Below are 16576 nucleotides of genomic sequence, written 5' to 3' on the forward strand. Positions count from 1 at the left end.
TCCGATCCCAATACAGAATCGGCAACCTCACAGATCGCGATCACTCCCGAAAGGTGGCCCGAAAACACCGCTTACGCTGGAAGTACTCCGACTTCGAAACATCGTTCCTGTACTTCGTCAAGGAGATCGACCTCACAGCCACTTTGAAGGCGGCGGCTGAGAATTCTGAACGGGCTTCGCTTGAACAGCAGGTCTCTGCCATTGAGGAAAAGCTTCTTCAGCTCAGAGCGAAGCGCGAACGGATATTTGAGCTTCTGACTGAACCAGGCGCATCGATGGCCTTCATAAGGAGCAAGCTCGACGAATGTGAAAGGCAAATCGCCGACGAGGAACAACTGGCGAGCGACGTTAGGATGCAAATGTCAACTGCTCAAGCCATGCCAGTTATCACCGCTTCCGAATTGAGATCGTTGATCGAGGCGGTCCAGGATATGTCAGCACCGGATATTTTTGATCGTCGCGCTGTGGTCGCCAATCGGTTGCGGATGGTAATTACGTCCCTGAGGATGGCGGTTGACGGTACTCGACCTAAAATTCAGCGGATCAGGGATTTTCTAGAAAGCGAAAACGTTGATCCGAGCGAACGCAGGCAATTGCTTGACCATATCGAACGAACCAACATTGAAGCAAAGCGGTATAATCGCAGCTTCACCGTCGTTCTAGCCGACGGAATTTCCCGTAGAATCGTGCTGAACAATGACGACCCAACGGATTTCGTCGCTGAGGTCACCGTGGATGCCTCAGGCAATCCGGCTGGCAGCGAACGTGGCATGGACCTGCAAACACTATTCGGACGTGCATCGGAATAGTAATGCATCGCCGATTAGAGGGCACGTGGCTGTGTGGCAATTTTCGAGCGGAACAATCGAATGTGAGAGTTCGTGAGGTCCGGTTGAGATCGCCATAAATAGATTGCCACCCAGAATCGTCATTCCCTCAGAACCGAATTTCCCCTTCAGATCCTTTCCCTTTTGTCGGTTTCAAATCGGTTTTTGGACCGTGCCGACGGCCATCCTCGCACGACTTCAACCTCCCAAACGCAATTTCACCCCATTAAACCGATGGGTCTATACCCCTTTGAAAGAAGCCAACTCACATGCAGCAAAGCCACTCACAGTTCTCCCCACCCTCCATCTCATCTCAATATGCATCCTGGTTCGACAACAGGATCGAGCAGTTTATCGAAGCTCACAAAGGTAGGTTCGATCTCACCTCCATGTTCAAACGACGGAACGGGTTTTTCATCACGATCTCGTTCGATCACAGCAGTCGAAAGCATCGGCAAAAAAGTTCCGCACCTATCGACGGCCCAGGTGCCAAAAGTGAGATGGATACGTTCCAGGATCTGTACAATTTGATCTGCCGGAACCTGATCGGACGGAACTACCATCGTCCTTCATTCCATGACGTCAAACCTCTAGCTATCGGTTGTCTGGACATGAACGGATCGAGATACTGGAGATCGATGGGAGAGCTGGAGAACGCTCACATCCACTCGATCTGGATGTTCACTGATCAAACTAGAGATGGATTTCTGAAGTTATTAGCCGACAAAGAATGGCTTAGATCCATCAAAGAACGGTTCTCGATTCGAGAGCTAGATATCCAGCAGCTGGATCATGACCATCGAAATTCGACGGGTGAGAGTCGTGCATCATCGTACATGGCGAAATTCAGGGTGCACAATAATCACGAGCTGAAAGTCGCCGACGACTTCAGGGTGCTGCCATTCCAGGTCGAGAAAACGGTGAACTGAGACAGGGTTTAAGCCGGGTGCAGGCGATCTGGCAGCCACATTTCATCATATTGGATCGAGAGTGACGTCACCGTCAGAAATCTCCGTGAACTCAACATAACCCTGCCCGAATTTCGGAGGCCGTAGGATTCGCCGTAAACCCGGCGTGTGTGTCTTGGTGTGGTTTTCAAGGACGAGGATGGGATTTGCTCAGCGACCGAAAAGAAGATGCCCCACCCCCCTAACAGAGAGGGGCAGGGCATGTGTTAGATATAGCTAATTGACTGTCAGTCCCCTTATGCCGCTAATGGAAGTCGGTCAGACCAATTCTTGGCTTTGCGGATTGCCACAATCTCCTTCACTTGATCCAAGCTGACAGGATCGATCTTATATCGGATGACGAGCGCCCCACCTGCACGGGTTTTGGGCAGTTTGACCAACTTGAGCCCTACCATCTCCAAAAACGGTCGAATTTGCCTGATCGGGTTATGGTCGAGGCTCCTGTTCAAAGCGATGTTGAACTGCTGTTGGATAGCTATCCGATTGTCCTTCATCCAATCTATGAACGGCTTGAGGTTACCCTTACTAAACGTGAGGTCGGACCGGAACGCAAAATTCCGGTAGAAAGGTGCCGTGGAGAGCGTTTCCATCAGCAAAATACGCCCACTCCCGGCGTTTGGAATCAGCATGCCTGACTGTTTACGCCTGTCTGGATCATGGACTCCACCACCGAGTGCGTCGCCGGTCTTGGGGTCCAGCATCATTTCGAAATTGGCCACACAGGCACGGAAGCGACCCCTATCATCGAGCGTAATCAGTTCGTTCGAGATGGGCTGGTTATAGAAGCGCTCTGTCGCCGATCGTTCATAGCTTGCGCGCTCGCGATCGTCGGCGAACTCGTACCTTCTAATGCGACGATCAATTCGCTGGAAATCGGCTTCTGACAAGGATTCTGCCTGCATCAGTCGATTGAGGCGGAGTTTTGCCCGAAGTTCTATGCCCTGTGAGAGGATGTCCGATCCGAAGTGAGCGATTTCCGCATGCTGACCGATGTGTTCGATTTCCCAACCCTGCTGCACCTTGTAATGCAGGAAGTTCCTCCACAGGTGGTTTTTGGATGCCCTCTGTAGTGAGATGATCGCCGTTGCGATGTCCAGAAGCGGATCGGGGCGAACAATCCTTGTGGGTATGAAATCCATTGTCCATTCACGAGCTGAACTGCTGAAGACGTAGGCGTCGAGCGCGTCTTTTTTCACTACGCTGAGGTCGGTTTCGAAGGCGTATGTGGCCGGTGAAACGTAGACTTTAACCTGCTTAGGGTGACGGACGCGGCCCAACTGTTGGTCGCACTCGAAATGGGTTAGCACTTGTGGGACGAACAGGCCGTACACGGTGTCATAGAACTGCTCCTCATTTGGGAACGTAATGTCCACGCCAGTCCCAATGGACGGCGATGACAAGACGGCCTGGTATTTCCGCGCCTCGACTGATGGGCTCTTGATAAATGACATTGCGGCAGGGTCCTTGCTTGCCGTCTCTTCGGACGTGACGACTAGATATGCGATCTCCGGGCATTCCTCCGCGAGTTGCGTCGCAATGTCCTTTATCTTCTCCTTGGAATTGGACGTGAAATAGCAACGCTTGCCTTCTTTGATGGCGTTTACGAAGTCGCCAATCAGGTGGGTCTCCGACGCAAAGACCGCAAGTTTGCCCTTAGGTGACTGATACTGGTTAATGACGACCTGGCTGCTCGTCGGCCCGTCCCTGCGCTCGGCCCACTCCTTAATGAAGTTGAATGACGTCCACGATAGGTCCGCATCCGAAGCGATGACCCGCTTTGCTCTGGCAAGTATGCAGATCAATGCCTGTACAATGTCGGGACGCTTCTCAGCGAGCGTTTGAGAAAGTAGATGCGCAAGCACCTGCTCCGATTCGTCGATCACTACGAGTTTGTACGGGGCCTCCTCAACCACTTTCAAGATGCTGTCGAGGCAGATGCCATAGCGCTGTCGGCGCTTCGTCAAAGGTTCGTCGACCTGATCGTCATGGAGGTAGCACGCAAGGCCCATTGCCGAGCACATCGAGTCAATCAAGGCACGTCGATGCCCTATCAGAAGGACGCGACCTGTCGTCGACGCGACAATCTGGGCAAGCAGCTTCGTCTTTCCGGAACCCTTCGGGCTCTTTATGAACGTAGTGCCGTCTTTGACACGGATTGCGCTGATGAACTTCTCATCGCGGAACGCGATTTTCGCACCCTCCAAACCGGCAGCTGGCTCCTCATGAGCTGAGCTCGGTTGACCTTGTGACGAACGCGAGAGTTTCTGTGCCCCCTTGTCGAAATCATCGAAATCCTGCGGTTCGGGGTATCCTTGCCAATAGGTGACACCGCAAGCGCTGCAATGGACGCCTTTGTTCCGTTTGTTGGCGTTTTCAACGACGAAGGCGCTCGGGTTCTTGTCGTCGTGAATAGGGCAATGCACTTCTGTTTTGGCGGGAGCGTTTACGAGGAGAATTTCGATGCCCTTTGCGGTGCGAACAATCTGTTCTGGCGGCAACTGGATTCTAGAACGCCCTGTGCCAATCGCACCAATTGACCGGTCGTTGTATCCGGCGGCAGCCGTCTGCTCGATCAATGCATGAACCAAAGCCGGCGCAAGTGTCATCCTGATCTCAAAGATCTCGGCGTCAGTGTTGCCGTAGAACATGCGAGCAGGATCGATTGCCTTTGGGTCGCCATGGAGCTTCAACGCAAGAGAGCGGGTAGCTGCCTTGACATCGTTAGCGTCGAGCAGTGTTTCCTCAAGCATGAAGACCACCCGGAACCGATGCCGCTCAGGGGTGTGGCTGCACGTCGAATATATAAAAGACGCGTTTTCCTGGATGAAGGGATGGGCCAGAGCCTCTGAAAGGGTCATCCCTCCATCGACGTCCACAGACAAAATGTCCGTGGCAACGAAGTTATCGGCCTTACGCCTCCCGTTAAGTTCGGCACAGTAGGCGTAGCCGTTTTTAATGTTGGCGATCAGCTCGCCGACGGTGACCTGGCAGGGTTCGAACCCATCCGCCCTTGCTAGAGTGTCGCCGAGTTCGTCTTTGTTGATGAGCCGCTTGTTTATAGAGAAGCGGAGGGGTTTGGTTGTGAAACCATTCATTAGAATATCCTTTATGTTGGGTTTTAAGTTAAGGTTTTGGTGGCCCAGCGGGATGCTGGAATTTTTGAAAATATGAATTTTTAAAAATGTGAAACCGCTTTATCACTGACATCTGTATAGCATTATTGTGCGAATATCGCAAGATCTTGGCAAATTTGACTGATCTATACTTAAGTTAAACCAATACTCTATTGGTGTAACTTATTTCTCAGAAAACAGCGCGATATCAGTGGGTTGTGCGAACCCCTGGCTGGACAAGCCACACGGCCGTCAAACCCACGCTGCTGAGCTTGAAAAAAGTTAGCTTCAAGATGCCTGACTTGGGCCGCGTTGACCTTCTCAATCGCTCTACGGGATGCCGCTGACGATCAACACGGAAGGAGATCAACAATGGCATTCGAAGGATTGAAGCTCGTCGCTACACCCAAGCAGGACGCATCGGACCCTGCATCCAAGCGTCGGCAAAGGCTGGTCATGCAGATCGACCATCAGCTTTATATGGCCGAGCCGGAAAACGTCGGCCGGAAGTTCCGTGGCCGCTGGTGGACAACCGGTATCGACGGCAAGCCAACGCTGGCAATCAAGTACGGCAAAATCCCCCTGGAGCTTGCCAAAGGCAAGCATGCGATAGCATGTGCTGATATCGCCGGCGTAACCGATGCTCTTCAGAAGGCCCGAACTGCTGCGGTTGACGGCACATTCGATGCCCAGTTGGCCACTGTGTCCGAGCAGGTCAGGGCTCGGTTCAAAAAGGGCCGTTGATTAAAACTATGCCGGATAACGAGCCCATCCCGAGATCAGTACCGGGGTGGGCCAATGGCCTAGTTTGACCGCCGTTTTGCAAGAGCACGAAGTTGCTCGACCGCTACAACCAGATCGTTGTCGGTCAAATCCTTAATCAGCAATCGCGCCTCCGTCTCATTCCTGATCCGGTCTTCAGGGCGCTTAACCTGATTGAAGAAACTCTCGACCGGCACATCAAGAGCGTCACTTAATCGGATCAACGTCTCGAAATTCGGCCAATTGACGCCCCGCTCCCACTGCGAAACGGCATCGAGCGATCTGCCCGTGCGAGAGGCAAGATCGTCCTGCGTCAGGCCTCGAAGCTTTCTTAGCTCCCTTAGAATCAAGCCGAAATTGTCGATTGCAGACATGCCGCAGATGTGCGCTGCCTGCCATTTTCGTTGAACCTAGAGAATTACGATCTTTTATATTTTTATCGTAGAGAGCTACCAGTTTTTGTTGATCACCTCTGCGACCAAGAGTATCGCTATCCTGTATCAGGGGTCGCCCAAGAATGGGTGAAAAGGGGTCTCATGGAAGAAGCAGCAGCACCAATCAGCATGATCGACTGTCCGTATTGCGCGGAGCCGATCAATCCCAAGTCGAAGAAGTGCAAGCACTGTGGGGAAATCCTCGATCCGCAGATGCGAGAGATTGAGCTTCTCAAGAGCCAGCGAAACAGCCCGCAAGTTTTCATGAATGCCGGCGGAGGGGCAGCAGCCGCAGCTGCGTCCGGGATCGGATCGTTGAGGCGGTTCCCCCACTGGTTCCACATCCTGCTGACGATCATCAGTGGTGCGCTTTGGCTGCCGGTGTACATCCTCATGTACCTGTTTCGAAACAAGCGATACTACTACTGAGGGCCGGCCTGATGAGCATTTGGTCCATAACTGGCGCCAATGGCCGCCTCTACCGAAACATTGTGGCGGTACTCGCGATTGCCATTTCCATACCAACCCAGGCCTTTGCCGATAGCAGTTTTCGCGGATTTACGGTGTCTGATAGCCCCGATCAGGTCGACAAGACTGCGAAGAGCGAAGGGTTCACCGTGAAATGGCGAGGCGACGATAGCGAAGACAGACGTGCGACCCTTCTTGACGGGGATAACGAGTGTGGATGGATCACGTTCAACGGTGACAGCAAGGTCGAAAAAATGGTGTTTGCCGCATGTTTCTTCGGGGCTGACGGGCTTGGACTACGCCAAGTTACGCAGGAGTTCGTCAATAAGTTCGGTGGATCGGCGGAGACGGAAGTGATTTCCGATGAGGTATGCAAAGGCGCTCAGCCATTTGCGTTCAAGGGCCGAACCTCCGAAGGCGAACTGTTTCGGATAGAAGAGGATTGCAACGCCTGGGCGCTATATGTCGCTGTAGAGATCAAGCCGGGATCGGGTAAGGGTCTGAAATTCTAGGTGCCAATCCTGGTGGTCGCCCTTGAATGACGGCGGGCGGACCCGCCGCGTCTACCTCGCGACCGTCAAAGGATGCTGATCAGCGAACCGATCGCCTTTTGAATCCCATCTTCGTTCCGCTTGTAGAACACGCGAATGCCAACTTTTGTGCCGGTGACCAAATGCGTCGTCGTAAGCCACTTCATGTGGATGCTGACTGACTCCTGGGTGACCCGAAGCTTGCCTGAAATCATTTTGTTGGTCAGCCCGGTTTCGGCCGCCTCGGGCACGTCAGGAAAATGCTCTTCGGGATGGTTCAGAAAGTCGAGAATTTTTAACCTAGCATCACAAGCAAGGGTCTTCATCAATCGGTAATCCATCGTCGGCTTCATCAGCTTGTTTTCGATGGACGACGCTATCCCCAAGCAAGCAACTATCGACAACGAGGTTTTTTGTCGGGCTGATTGACATCAAAAACAACGGGGCTCGGTATCCTGAATGGTAATCGAGATCCGCTTTTCCGAAATCGACTTTATGTTCAAGAACTCTGCGACATCGTCGGCAACCGGAAGAAGCGTCGGGATGGCTTTTTGCCTTCAAGGGAAGGCGTGTGGTTTAGCTGCTAATGCGCGACGACCGACCACAAGCCCGCCGCTAACCCGGCGGGCTTTTTGCTCATCTTACCGCCGGCTCCTGTAGTAAGGCTCCACCCGCGTCCCGTTGGCTTTGGTGTAACCGCTCACGTGGGTGGTTCTAGGGTTGCCGGTGATATCGCTTATTGCACCGTAGCCAGTCGCGGTTCCCCCTTGATCTCTTAGCCGCTGTTGTGCGAGCAGCCCGGCCTGGCCTTGCCAATACAACGGTCCGTCGATCCGTTCATTCGCTTTCTCGCCGAAGTAAATGATAGATGGCCATTTTTCGTCCGCGCTGGCTGAGGCCAGCAGCCAGAACGTCGACAAGAGGACGCTGAGTAAAAGAACGATCCGGCGCATGATTAACCTCGCAATCGAGCACGAAGACTACCACGCGGCGCGAATAGGTGCGGGAGGACGTTGATGGCGCGGTTAACGAAGGCTTTGCAGCGGAGTGGCTACCCATTTACCGACCGACGCGGATATTTGAGTTCACCGGCAGTGGCGTCAAGCTGCTCTTGCAGCCGCCCATTCAGCACGATCATCTCTTTTAGCGCTTTCATCACGTCGCCTTTATGCACGGCGACGAAGTTGTCGGCGACGGCTTGCAACGCGGCTTCCTGGCGACTGTCGAGTTTTACAATGTGGTCCATTTCACTGGCTCCTAGCGGTCCATGCCCCTGCCTCTAGTGAACAAAAAGGGAACAAAATTGTCAAGATTGAATTGACTTGGGGAGGAATACCTTCCTATTCGTGTCCCATGCCCGAGCAACCGCCTAAGCGCCGAACAACCATCTGGTTCCTTAGTTCTGCCGTCCAGTACCGGCAGCTGGTATGGGTTGATTGTGGGTATTGCCACGACCGCCACGGTCGGCGCTACTACGAGCCTGGCGACCTCATGAAGCTGTTCGGCGATGTCGACGTGAACCGCCTAAGCAAGTCGATGAAATGCGAGCGCTGCGGCCGAAGGGACAACATCGAATGCGATGTCATCGTGCCTGTGGCCGCCGAGCGCGAGCGGATGAAGGTGCGCCGGCTGGCCAAAATAGAAGTTCGGAAACGCCCCGTCTGGCGGGACGACTAGAACAGCGATCCTTGGGCTGGCGACTGTGGCGGGAACTTGATCTGTGTGGCCGGCTTCTCGACAATCACGAGCGCATCGTCGGCGGCCGTCCGCTGCATGTGTCGTGCTTCGGACCACGGCGCTGTTAGCCACGTCTCGACCTCATCCTGGGTGGTCAGGACTACCGGCATAGCCTTCTCATGAATGGGCGCGATGAGGGCGTTAGGCTTGGTCGTCAAGAAGCCGTAAAGCTCGAAATCGCCCGGCCCGTTCTTGACCCTGCGGACACCCTGCCAGCGTGTCCAAAAGCCGGCGAAAAAGAACAGCTGCCGATCCTCGCTCCGGGCAAACCAATAGTTCCGTTGAATGCCCGTCTCGGGGTCTTTGTCGCTAGGTGTCGGCGACGGCTCGGCGAAGCTGGTCACCGGCACCACGCAACGATTCCCGACGCCGACGTATTGCTGCCAACGCCCATATTGCGGGTTGCGAATATTCGTCGTGCCGTAGTCAGCCTTACCCTTTACGCGCTCTGCCGGCGTCGGCATGCCCCACAGGAGCTTAGCAAGCTCACGCTGGCCATCGGGCGCATTGCGGACCACAGGGGCAGGGGTGTTCGGATAGATATCAATCGACGGCTCTAGGTTGCCCATGACGTCGCGCAACGCACGCGTCCATTGGCGGATCGCCTCTTGGCTGGTGGTAATATTGTAGAGGTTGCACATTTTGCCTAGCGCTTAAAATATGTGTCTTTCCAACTATCGGTCTTCGGCAGACCGCCATTTTCAGGCGGCAAACGCGCTCGGGCCGCTGGGCGCATGATCGCCCAAACGGCAAAGCCACCCAAGAGCATTCCTAAAACAAATTCCATGCCGCCGCTTCCCGCTGCCTTGGGGTAGCCGAAATAAGCCGGGATCACCGTCAACGTCGCCAGAAGAAGGGCAATTCCACAGGCCCGCAAGCTAACAAAAAGTGCTAACGAACCCTGCTAACGCGAACAGATTGTTTTTATCGATAAAAACGAAATGGCTGGGGAACCTGGAATTACAGCCTGACTTGAAAAACGGTTGTCCTCGGGGCTTTCCATGAAGAAAGGCGAGCTATCAGGAGATAGCCGCCATGCATCACAATCGAAATAGCACGCCGCTCGACCATAGTAGGTCTGAGAAGTCAATTGTTGCCCTGCTTGCGCGGCAGGACAGCGCTCACGTCCTTTCGATATGGCCGGATGATCGCATCTGCGAGTACCTGCTCGCCTCTGATAGCCGACGACATACCTGGCATGCGTGGCTTGCTGCCCATGGCACGGTCATCCGCAATGCAGCCGAGACATACCAGTTTTTGACCTTCGCGAAGTCCCGGGAAGTTCTGACAGATGCGTTCGGCTCGTCTCCTCCTGGTATGATCTCGTCACTCGGCAAATTCGGACCATTTGCAAGGCCAAAACAGGTCTATATCGCGCTCCACCAGGTCCTTTCGGCCGGTGGATCGCTGGCAGGTCATGTCCACCAATCGTCGAAAATCGGAGATGACGAGCTAGTGGCCTTTGCATCAGCAGTTCGCCTGCCGGTGTCGAATCGAGTTATCCGTGCGCTGCTGAAGTGCAAGATGCCCGCCCAAGTACTGCTGGAGCTGCTTTGGGTGATCTCAAGGCTGACACCGACGTACGGCGAGCAGCAAATGGTTCAATGCGTCGCTCAGAGCCGCCAACCGGCATCTATCCTGGCAAACTTGTTCAGCGTGGCGCCGTTCCCTGAACCGCCTTTCCAGCAGCTTGGCTCTCTCGTTCCGATCACCACGGCAGAGCAGCTTCGAGAAGCCGGCAAGGTATTCAATAACTGCCTGAAGGGCGGGGAGGAACTCGCGTACGCGCTCGCATCAGTCCAATCGGGGCAGCGTTATTTCTATCGCTGGGACGGCTGTCCTCCGACCCTGCTAGCGTTTTGCAGATGTGGTCCCACCGGTTGGATACTATCTGAGCGGGCGGGTCCAGCAAATGCCAGCGTACCAGGTGCCACCATGAACCAGATTAGCAAAGTGCTGGCTGGCGCGCCCCATGTCTTTATCGGCAACGGGGGCGCAGGAATGTTGGAGTGGATTTGTGCGAGGTAGAATATTGAGGATTCGGCCAGCCCGTTGATTAGCCGGTCGCCAAAAGCTACGAAAGCTGGATGCTCTAAAGGAGAAAGCCCTTGGCCGACGAGACTGATACCCTAATCAAACTAACCGCCGACGTTGTTTCTGCGTACGTAAGCAACAATCCTCTGCCGGTTTCGTCATTGCCGGACCTGATCCAAAGCGTGAATTCGTCGCTTTCGAAGGTCGGACAACCTGCTGAGCCGGAGAAGCCGGCTTTGACGCCTGCGGTCAATCCGAAGCGATCCGTGTTTCCGGACTACATTGTCTGCCTGGAGGATGGGAAAAAATTCAAATCGCTGAAGCGGCATCTCAATGTCCACTACGGACTGGCGCCCGACGAGTACCGTGAGAAGTGGGGGTTGGCGAGGGATTACCCGATGGTCGCCCCGAACTATGCGGCCTCTCGTTCTGAGTTGGCAAAGTCGATTGGACTTGGTCGCAAACCGGCGGCGCAAGCTGCACCGGCCAAAGCTTCAGCCAAACGCCGGGCGAAGGCTTAAGCGCCTGACGTCGAAACGACAATCTCGACCTAGCTCTTTTCTTTAAGTCTTCGGCGGTCCGCAACGACCTTTCAGGACGGCGATCTCTGTTTCGTGGTCGCCGCCCGACATTGATGCAACTGGCACACCGATCAGAAAGACGCCCAGCGCATCGCCGGTCGAGGCTTTGTTCTGCTGATTTGTCAAAACAGCTAGGCGTTCTCTGTCTGCCTGGGTGCAGGGACCAGCATTCGGAACCCCTGCAATCTTATCCGGCGGTGTGGCACAGCCCACCAGCCAAGCGAACATAGCAACGGTCAAAGCAAATCGCTTCATAGTCCCCCCAAATCCCTATCCCGTTGCCTACATGGCGTAATGCATGACCGATCGCAAGCCGTTTCGATCATTGGATTCGACAATAAACTGCAAAGAGCGCATGATTGCATCGGATCCGGGGGGATACCTCAATGCATTGGCGTTTGTATTTTGCCGCTATCTCGGCGGTTCTTATTTCAGGCTGTGCTGCCGATTATTTGAATCACTACGACACAATGACGCTCGCATCCGGTGATTCGAGCCGAGTAAATATGCTTTTGCAAACGGTCAATCCATTCAATCCGAACAGTGACAACACCCACATCGAAGGCGACGGGCAGCGTATCGCTGGGGTCGTGCAGCGGTATCGCGGAATTCCGCTAGCACCGGCTGCTCAGTCAGCACGCCAAAACACCAGCGGCGGCGGCGACTCTGGGAACCATCCATGCGATTTGCGGACCCAAGTCGACAGTCTTGATCGACGCTGCGGTGAACGTGCTGCCGAAGCGAAACCAGGCGGACGCACCGGGCATGAGGCAGGCGCGCAATGAAAATTCGGTTGGGACGGCAGGGCAGACGCCGAAGCAGTTCTGTTCCGCGACGGCTGATCTTCGTGACCGTCGCTGCAGCCGGCGCGCTGGCTGCGCAAGTGGCGATGCAGCACAGTGACAGCTTGCCAAATCTCAATGCGTCGAACTGGCTCGAGGCGAAGCCCGCTCCTATGATAGGCACAGCCTCCGTGATCGATGGCGACACGATCGAAATCCACGGCCAGCGTATCCGGCTCGACGGTATCGACGCGCCCGAGAGCCGACAATACTGCGACGACGCCAAGGGTTTTGAATACCCTTGCGGCCGTCGGTCCGCCGAGGCGCTAGACAAATTCCTGGTAGCTTCCAAGCCGGTGCAATGCGCGTTCGTAAGCTGGGATCGCTACGGCCGTTTCGTCGGCAACTGCCGGCGCGCTGACGGTGCGCGCGTGGCGGCGTGGATGGTCGAGCATGGCCAGGCGCTCGACTGGCCCCGCTACAGCCACGGCGCCTATGCTAAGCAGCAGGCGAAGGCTGAGGCGGCTAAACTCGGCTTGTGGGTCGGCAATTTTCAGGTGCCGTGGGATTGGCGCGCGGAGCACGCCAACGGAGTGGCGCCGTCGAGCCAGCCGCTCGGTATCGTCAGCAGCAAACTGGTCGCGCAGAGCGGTGGGTATTCGTGTGAGCCGCGACGGTACTGCAAGCAGATCAGTTCGTGCGAGGAAGCCCAATGGTATCTGCACAACTGCTCGTGGGGCCAGAAGCTGGATCGCGATGGCGACGGGGTGGCCTGTGAAACGTTGTGTTAGGGGGGAGGGATTGGTGGACGACAAGTTTTACAATCGCGTGGGCGGAGATCGCATCTCGTCCCGCCAGATCGACGAACTGATTGGATTGGCACGTGGCCTGGCGGCGGACGGAACCATCAACAAGGCCGAGGTCGAATTCCTTCAGAAGTGGCTGGCGGCGAACGTGGAGATCAGCAATCAGCCAATCATCCGGACTTTGTATAGGCGCGCAAATGAAATCCTCGATGACGACGTGCTCGATTCGGATGAACATTCAGAGCTTCTGGATACGCTAAATAGTTTCTCGAATCACGATTTCGAACTTGGCGAAGTGTTGAAGCCAACGACGCTACCGCTCTGCGATCCGGCTCCGACTTTGACTTTTGCTGGCCAGCTGTACTGCTTCACCGGCACGTTCAATTTCGGTCAGCGAAAACACTGCGAGCAGGCAATCTTGGAACGTGGTGGCGCCGCAGGAAGTTTGACCCAAAAAACAGACGTTTTGGTGGTTGGGGCCTATGCTACCGAATCGTGGAAGCACTCATCATTCGGCGACAAAATCGTCAAGGCGACCGACTGGCGCGATCAGGGGCTGCCCATCTCGATTGTCGCCGAGAGTCATTGGGCCCGCTTTCTCTGAGAGCTCAGGTCATGAAGCGTATTCAGCGAGGGTTGTTCCGGTTGTGGTTGGCCTTCTCCCTGGCATGGATATGCTTTTGGACCTGGCATGACAACGTGCTTTGCTTGCTGGGGTTCGATCTAACCGGCGCAAGCCCTTGGTGCCTAACGGGGCTTTACTTACCAGTGAGGCCTCACATCGAAACAGCCGAATTGGTTCTAGGGGTGCCGTTGGCGGCTGCTGCGACCATTGCCTTGGTCGCATGGGTGACTGCAGGCTTCAAAAGCACGAATTGACGACTCGCAGCCATGCTTATTTTTTCAAGACGAATTTTACAGAAAATGATCAATGGAGTAGCTGACCATCTCAGCTACCAAGAAATTGACCGAATAATACAGCACGTCGACCAACCGAAAAGGAACGGTATCCCATACGTCTGGGAATTGGCGCTTCTGTGGGCACACATCCAAATTCATCACGTGGTGTATGAATGGGCCACCCCATCCAACGAGAAAATAGACATTTGGCTTCCGGAATTTGGCGTATTTTCTGAAATCAAGACACTCTCCGACGCGCAGGCGCACAAGGACTATCCTGTCACATATTTCATGGACTGCTTTTCCACGTTCATCTTGAAATATGCGCCGGTGCATGGCGACTTCCATATTCAGTTTGGGTCGATTCAGAAGCGCATTGACGGCCGGTTAGTGCATGTCCCTGCTTTGCCCAAGGATGTCGAAAGGTCCGCGAAGCAGCTTGTGTTGGAATTGGTGAAGATCGGCGGCGATTTCTCTCAACCATTTCAACATCAGGTTTCCTACCAAAATGCTTGGGCAACCATATCCTACAAGCTCGCCAGGAAAGATTTTCCGCTTATTGGCCACGGCTACCCTGTATTCACCACACATCGCCAACACGACCGCGACGTTGACTCGGTTGTCAAGAGCCATCTCGACAAGGCCTGCAAGCAATTGGCGGGGGCGCCGCCCCGAGCGCTCAAGGGTGTTTACCTCTGCGATGGCGGGTCCGATCTTTGGACAAAGGGATCACCTCTTACAAGGACAGGTCCTGTCGAAGACATCGCGAAGAGGTATCTGCGCAAGAACCCCGAGAAGCTTAGTTTCATCGTTCTGTTTTCCGTCGACAGCGTCGGACCGCTCTATGAGCTGAAGCCCGAGTTGCGCTTCAAGGTCGTGAGCCAGGACGCGGCCATTCGAGACCTAATCCAAAGGATCGTTACCGACGCAATTGCAAATCTGAGTCGACCGATCGAAAACATTGGCACCGCCTTCACCAACAGGCTTCAGGGGCAGCGTCGAACCAGCATGCGGGGAGCACTGAAGATGTCGGGCGATCGCATTTCACTGCCTGCGAGTTCCGTTCTGGCCATCTTGGCAGGTAGACCGGCAAGCGAATTACTCGATGATCCCAAGGCTCTTAGCCTTCGATCTATCACCGAGTTGCTTCAGCATCGAATGCGGGAGGGACAATTGATTCATGACGTCCGCCTTGTCAGCGGCGAGCACCGTGATGACGACATGATCGAGTTCGACCTGCGCGGTCCCGATCCGGCAGTGTCACCGCTTATGAACCCCAAACGACCTGGCTAGGGTGCCTCGTGGCCTCTGACTTCGGTCCAGGCCCGATCGTGAAGGGCTTCTGATCCGGGGGCAGGGCAGCAAATCACGAATTTGGTTCGCATCACCGTTTTCGCCCTCGCTTTGTTTGCCGCCGCTGCCATGGCGATTCGAAGCCTCCCACGACACCCGACAAAAGCCATATTGCTTAGTCGACCTGTTAGGTGTCAGCAGGTTGTCCAGATTAGGTGGCGAAGTGTTCGCATCACCGCTATAGATTGCGCGGGGAGTAAGACTTGCGTGGTGGGCTGCAGGGGTAATGAGGGTAATCTTCAGCAGAAAGGGCTTCGACGGAGCGGCTGGAGGCGTTCCAAGCCCGATTGTAGATGGGCGGCCAATCAGTTTACCGATACCAACCAAGCTCCAGCACACTAGGTTCTCCGAGCTTCGTGAGCCCGTTTCTCAGCTCGTTAGCGATCTTACCAAAGGTCGGATCGACGGCGACGCATTCTGCCACCTCGACCCCGACATTGACGATGCTGCCACGATCCGTCCAAGGCCAATCAGTTGGCGCGGTGCCCTAGGACAGGTCGGTAATGCTCAATCCCATCTTAGGAACCGTGGGGTTGGCCGGGGCGACTTGTTCGTCTTCTGGGGGCTGTTTCAAGAAGTGGAGAAACAGGCCGGACGCTGGCGTTACCGTGGAAGACCCCAACATGCGATATTCGGATGGCTTCAGGTTGCTGACGTTTTTTCGGTTGCTACCGACGAAGATGAGATTCGAACTAAGCATCCATGGCTGACCGGCCATGCACATCTCCGGGACGGATGGGGGATTTTCGGCGCCCCTCCTGAGAAGCTTAAAAATACTGTCTACGTGGCTGAGGAGCGACTATCGGTTTTCCCGGATTCAAATCTGCCAGGATTTGGGACGCTTGAGGCCGCTCCCGTGCTGTCCGCATCTGGAAATAGGCCGAAATCGGTATGGCGAGTTCCTGACTGGCTCAACCCCCTTAAAGGTGGGACAGGCTTAACGTTCCATCCGACCAACCGGTTCTCGGGGGACCTGCTTTCCACTGTAGGTAGAGGCCAGGAGTTTGTTGCCGAGATAGGAGATAGGTTGGAACCTCGTGAATGGCTCCGATCGGTTCTCTCGTTCTAAAAAATTGGATTGGAATTAGTATCCCCGACTTCCAGGGAAGTTCGCCCAAAGGAGCGATTATGGTAGTAAAAAAGCGAGGGCGGCGGGAGCGTGCTGGGAGAAACCATTGGGTAAACTATAATTCAAAGGGAGAGATCGTTTCTAACACGCATAAGGATGGAAATGTTACAACAACCAAATATGCGAGATCTGGTAAAACTGTTATAAGGTCA

20 protein-coding genes are annotated in these 16576 nt (G+C 54.7%); 12 read left to right on the forward strand and 8 right to left on the reverse strand.

Going from position 1 to position 16576, the window contains the following annotated elements:
- Nucleotides 1-809: hypothetical protein (locus FJ492_RS28805; RefSeq protein WP_181166701.1), on the forward strand; the 809-nt coding region annotated here is incomplete at its 5' end.
- A gap of 287 nt (nt 810-1096) precedes the next feature.
- Complete coding sequence (locus tag FJ492_RS19845) at nt 1097-1756, forward strand: hypothetical protein (RefSeq protein ID WP_140771712.1); 660 nt, start codon at nt 1097-1099, stop codon at nt 1754-1756.
- A gap of 275 nt (nt 1757-2031) precedes the next feature.
- Here FJ492_RS19845 and FJ492_RS19850 read toward each other — a convergent pair whose 3' ends face one another.
- The gene (locus FJ492_RS19850; protein ID WP_140771715.1) at nt 2032-4890 is read right to left on the reverse strand and encodes a plasmid replication protein, CyRepA1 family; all 2859 of its coding nucleotides are present in this window, start codon (nt 4888-4890) and stop codon (nt 2032-2034) included.
- A gap of 390 nt (nt 4891-5280) precedes the next feature.
- On the opposite strand from FJ492_RS19850, the gene FJ492_RS19855 reads away from it, so the two are divergent.
- The gene (locus tag FJ492_RS19855; RefSeq protein WP_140771717.1) at nt 5281-5652 is read left to right on the forward strand and encodes a hypothetical protein; all 372 of its coding nucleotides are present in this window, start codon (nt 5281-5283) and stop codon (nt 5650-5652) included.
- 59 nt (nt 5653-5711) lie between these two features.
- Here FJ492_RS19855 and FJ492_RS19860 read toward each other — a convergent pair whose 3' ends face one another.
- Nucleotides 5712-6044 (reverse strand): helix-turn-helix transcriptional regulator, encoded by a 333-nt coding sequence (locus FJ492_RS19860; protein WP_140771719.1) that lies wholly within the window; start codon nt 6042-6044, stop codon nt 5712-5714.
- Between the two features lie 162 nt (nt 6045-6206).
- On the opposite strand from FJ492_RS19860, the gene FJ492_RS19865 reads away from it, so the two are divergent.
- Complete coding sequence (locus FJ492_RS19865) at nt 6207-6533, forward strand: hypothetical protein (protein ID WP_140771721.1); 327 nt, start codon at nt 6207-6209, stop codon at nt 6531-6533.
- Nucleotides 6534-6544: 11 nt separating this feature from the next.
- Nucleotides 6545-7084, forward strand: coding sequence for a hypothetical protein (locus FJ492_RS19870; protein WP_140771723.1), 540 nt, complete (start codon nt 6545-6547; stop codon nt 7082-7084).
- 65 nt (nt 7085-7149) lie between these two features.
- Here the strand turns inward: FJ492_RS19870 and FJ492_RS19875 are convergent, their stop codons facing one another.
- From FJ492_RS19875 to FJ492_RS19885, 3 genes are all read right to left on the reverse strand, one after another.
- Entirely contained in the window at nt 7150-7455 is a 306-nt protein-coding gene (locus FJ492_RS19875; RefSeq protein WP_181166702.1) for a helix-turn-helix transcriptional regulator, read from the reverse strand.
- Nucleotides 7456-7743: 288 nt separating this feature from the next.
- Nucleotides 7744-8055 (reverse strand): hypothetical protein, encoded by a 312-nt coding sequence (locus FJ492_RS19880; protein ID WP_140771727.1) that lies wholly within the window; start codon nt 8053-8055, stop codon nt 7744-7746.
- Nucleotides 8056-8153: 98 nt separating this feature from the next.
- The gene (locus FJ492_RS19885) at nt 8154-8348 is read right to left on the reverse strand and encodes a hypothetical protein (RefSeq protein ID WP_140771729.1); all 195 of its coding nucleotides are present in this window, start codon (nt 8346-8348) and stop codon (nt 8154-8156) included.
- A gap of 245 nt (nt 8349-8593) precedes the next feature.
- On the opposite strand from FJ492_RS19885, the gene FJ492_RS19890 reads away from it, so the two are divergent.
- The gene (locus FJ492_RS19890) at nt 8594-8779 is read left to right on the forward strand and encodes a hypothetical protein (RefSeq protein ID WP_140771731.1); all 186 of its coding nucleotides are present in this window, start codon (nt 8594-8596) and stop codon (nt 8777-8779) included.
- On the opposite strand, the gene FJ492_RS19895 is transcribed toward FJ492_RS19890, so the two are convergent.
- Nucleotides 8776-9480 carry an SOS response-associated peptidase gene (locus FJ492_RS19895; RefSeq protein WP_140771732.1) on the reverse strand — a complete coding sequence of 235 codons (705 nt, stop codon included), beginning with the start codon at nt 9478-9480 and terminating at the stop codon, nt 8776-8778. The genes FJ492_RS19890 and FJ492_RS19895 overlap by 4 nt on opposite strands.
- A gap of 394 nt (nt 9481-9874) precedes the next feature.
- On the opposite strand from FJ492_RS19895, the gene FJ492_RS19900 reads away from it, so the two are divergent.
- Together FJ492_RS19900 and FJ492_RS19905 are read left to right on the forward strand one after the other, a co-directional pair.
- Nucleotides 9875-10867, forward strand: coding sequence for a hypothetical protein (locus FJ492_RS19900; protein ID WP_140771734.1), 993 nt, complete (start codon nt 9875-9877; stop codon nt 10865-10867).
- A gap of 80 nt (nt 10868-10947) precedes the next feature.
- On the forward strand, nt 10948-11394 hold the full coding sequence (locus FJ492_RS19905; protein ID WP_140771736.1) for a MucR family transcriptional regulator: 447 nt from the start codon (nt 10948-10950) through the stop codon (nt 11392-11394).
- A 42-nt stretch (nt 11395-11436) separates the two neighbouring features.
- On the opposite strand, the gene FJ492_RS19910 is transcribed toward FJ492_RS19905, so the two are convergent.
- Nucleotides 11437-11709: a hypothetical protein gene (locus FJ492_RS19910; RefSeq protein WP_140771738.1), complete on the reverse strand. Its 273-nt coding sequence runs from the start codon at nt 11707-11709 to the stop codon at nt 11437-11439.
- A gap of 131 nt (nt 11710-11840) precedes the next feature.
- Here FJ492_RS19910 and FJ492_RS19915 point away from each other — a divergent pair, with 131 nt between their 5' ends.
- The 4 genes from FJ492_RS19915 to FJ492_RS19930 all read left to right on the forward strand — a co-directional run bounded on the left by FJ492_RS19915 (nt 11841) and on the right by FJ492_RS19930 (nt 15235).
- A complete protein-coding gene (locus FJ492_RS19915) occupies nt 11841-12239 on the forward strand; it encodes a hypothetical protein (protein ID WP_140771740.1) in 399 nt (132 codons plus the stop codon).
- 62 nt (nt 12240-12301) lie between these two features.
- Nucleotides 12302-13027: a thermonuclease family protein gene (locus tag FJ492_RS19920; RefSeq protein WP_246676074.1), complete on the forward strand. Its 726-nt coding sequence runs from the start codon at nt 12302-12304 to the stop codon at nt 13025-13027.
- A gap of 13 nt (nt 13028-13040) precedes the next feature.
- Entirely contained in the window at nt 13041-13646 is a 606-nt protein-coding gene (locus FJ492_RS19925; RefSeq protein WP_181166703.1) for a BRCT domain-containing protein, read from the forward strand.
- A 287-nt stretch (nt 13647-13933) separates the two neighbouring features.
- A complete protein-coding gene (locus FJ492_RS19930; RefSeq protein ID WP_140771745.1) occupies nt 13934-15235 on the forward strand; it encodes a hypothetical protein in 1302 nt (433 codons plus the stop codon).
- A gap of 547 nt (nt 15236-15782) precedes the next feature.
- Here FJ492_RS19930 and FJ492_RS29270 read toward each other — a convergent pair.
- Entirely contained in the window at nt 15783-16013 is a 231-nt protein-coding gene (locus FJ492_RS29270) for a hypothetical protein (protein WP_246676075.1), read from the reverse strand.
- Nucleotides 16014-16576: the final 563 nt, after the last annotated feature.

The sequence above is a fragment of the Mesorhizobium sp. B2-5-4 genome, from assembly GCF_006441095.1.
GTDB classification, from domain to species: Bacteria; Pseudomonadota; Alphaproteobacteria; order Rhizobiales; family Rhizobiaceae; genus Mesorhizobium; species Mesorhizobium salmacidum.

Excerpts from the sequence above, each read along its gene's own strand:
- FJ492_RS19855 (WP_140771717.1), top strand. The coding sequence starts at position 5,281 with ATGGCATTCGAAGGATTGAAGCTCGTCGCTACACCCAAGCAGGACGCA.
- FJ492_RS19900 (WP_140771734.1), top strand. The coding sequence starts at position 9,875 with ATGCATCACAATCGAAATAGCACGCCGCTCGACCATAGTAGGTCTGAG.
- FJ492_RS19880 (WP_140771727.1), bottom strand. The coding sequence starts at position 8,055 with ATGCGCCGGATCGTTCTTTTACTCAGCGTCCTCTTGTCGACGTTCTGG.
- FJ492_RS19890 (WP_140771731.1), top strand. The coding sequence starts at position 8,594 with ATGAAGCTGTTCGGCGATGTCGACGTGAACCGCCTAAGCAAGTCGATG.
- FJ492_RS19865 (WP_140771721.1), top strand. The coding sequence starts at position 6,207 with ATGGAAGAAGCAGCAGCACCAATCAGCATGATCGACTGTCCGTATTGC.
- FJ492_RS19845 (WP_140771712.1), top strand. The coding sequence starts at position 1,097 with ATGCAGCAAAGCCACTCACAGTTCTCCCCACCCTCCATCTCATCTCAA.
- FJ492_RS19910 (WP_140771738.1), bottom strand. The coding sequence starts at position 11,709 with ATGAAGCGATTTGCTTTGACCGTTGCTATGTTCGCTTGGCTGGTGGGC.
- FJ492_RS29270 (WP_246676075.1), bottom strand. The coding sequence starts at position 16,013 with ATGGCCGGTCAGCCATGGATGCTTAGTTCGAATCTCATCTTCGTCGGT.
- FJ492_RS19895 (WP_140771732.1), bottom strand. The coding sequence starts at position 9,480 with ATGTGCAACCTCTACAATATTACCACCAGCCAAGAGGCGATCCGCCAA.
- FJ492_RS19860 (WP_140771719.1), bottom strand. The coding sequence starts at position 6,044 with ATGTCTGCAATCGACAATTTCGGCTTGATTCTAAGGGAGCTAAGAAAG.
- FJ492_RS19875 (WP_181166702.1), bottom strand. The coding sequence starts at position 7,455 with ATGAAGCCGACGATGGATTACCGATTGATGAAGACCCTTGCTTGTGAT.
- FJ492_RS19915 (WP_140771740.1), top strand. The coding sequence starts at position 11,841 with ATGCATTGGCGTTTGTATTTTGCCGCTATCTCGGCGGTTCTTATTTCA.
- FJ492_RS19850 (WP_140771715.1), bottom strand. The coding sequence starts at position 4,890 with ATGAATGGTTTCACAACCAAACCCCTCCGCTTCTCTATAAACAAGCGG.
- FJ492_RS19930 (WP_140771745.1), top strand. The coding sequence starts at position 13,934 with ATGCTTATTTTTTCAAGACGAATTTTACAGAAAATGATCAATGGAGTA.
- FJ492_RS19870 (WP_140771723.1), top strand. The coding sequence starts at position 6,545 with ATGAGCATTTGGTCCATAACTGGCGCCAATGGCCGCCTCTACCGAAAC.
- FJ492_RS19885 (WP_140771729.1), bottom strand. The coding sequence starts at position 8,348 with ATGGACCACATTGTAAAACTCGACAGTCGCCAGGAAGCCGCGTTGCAA.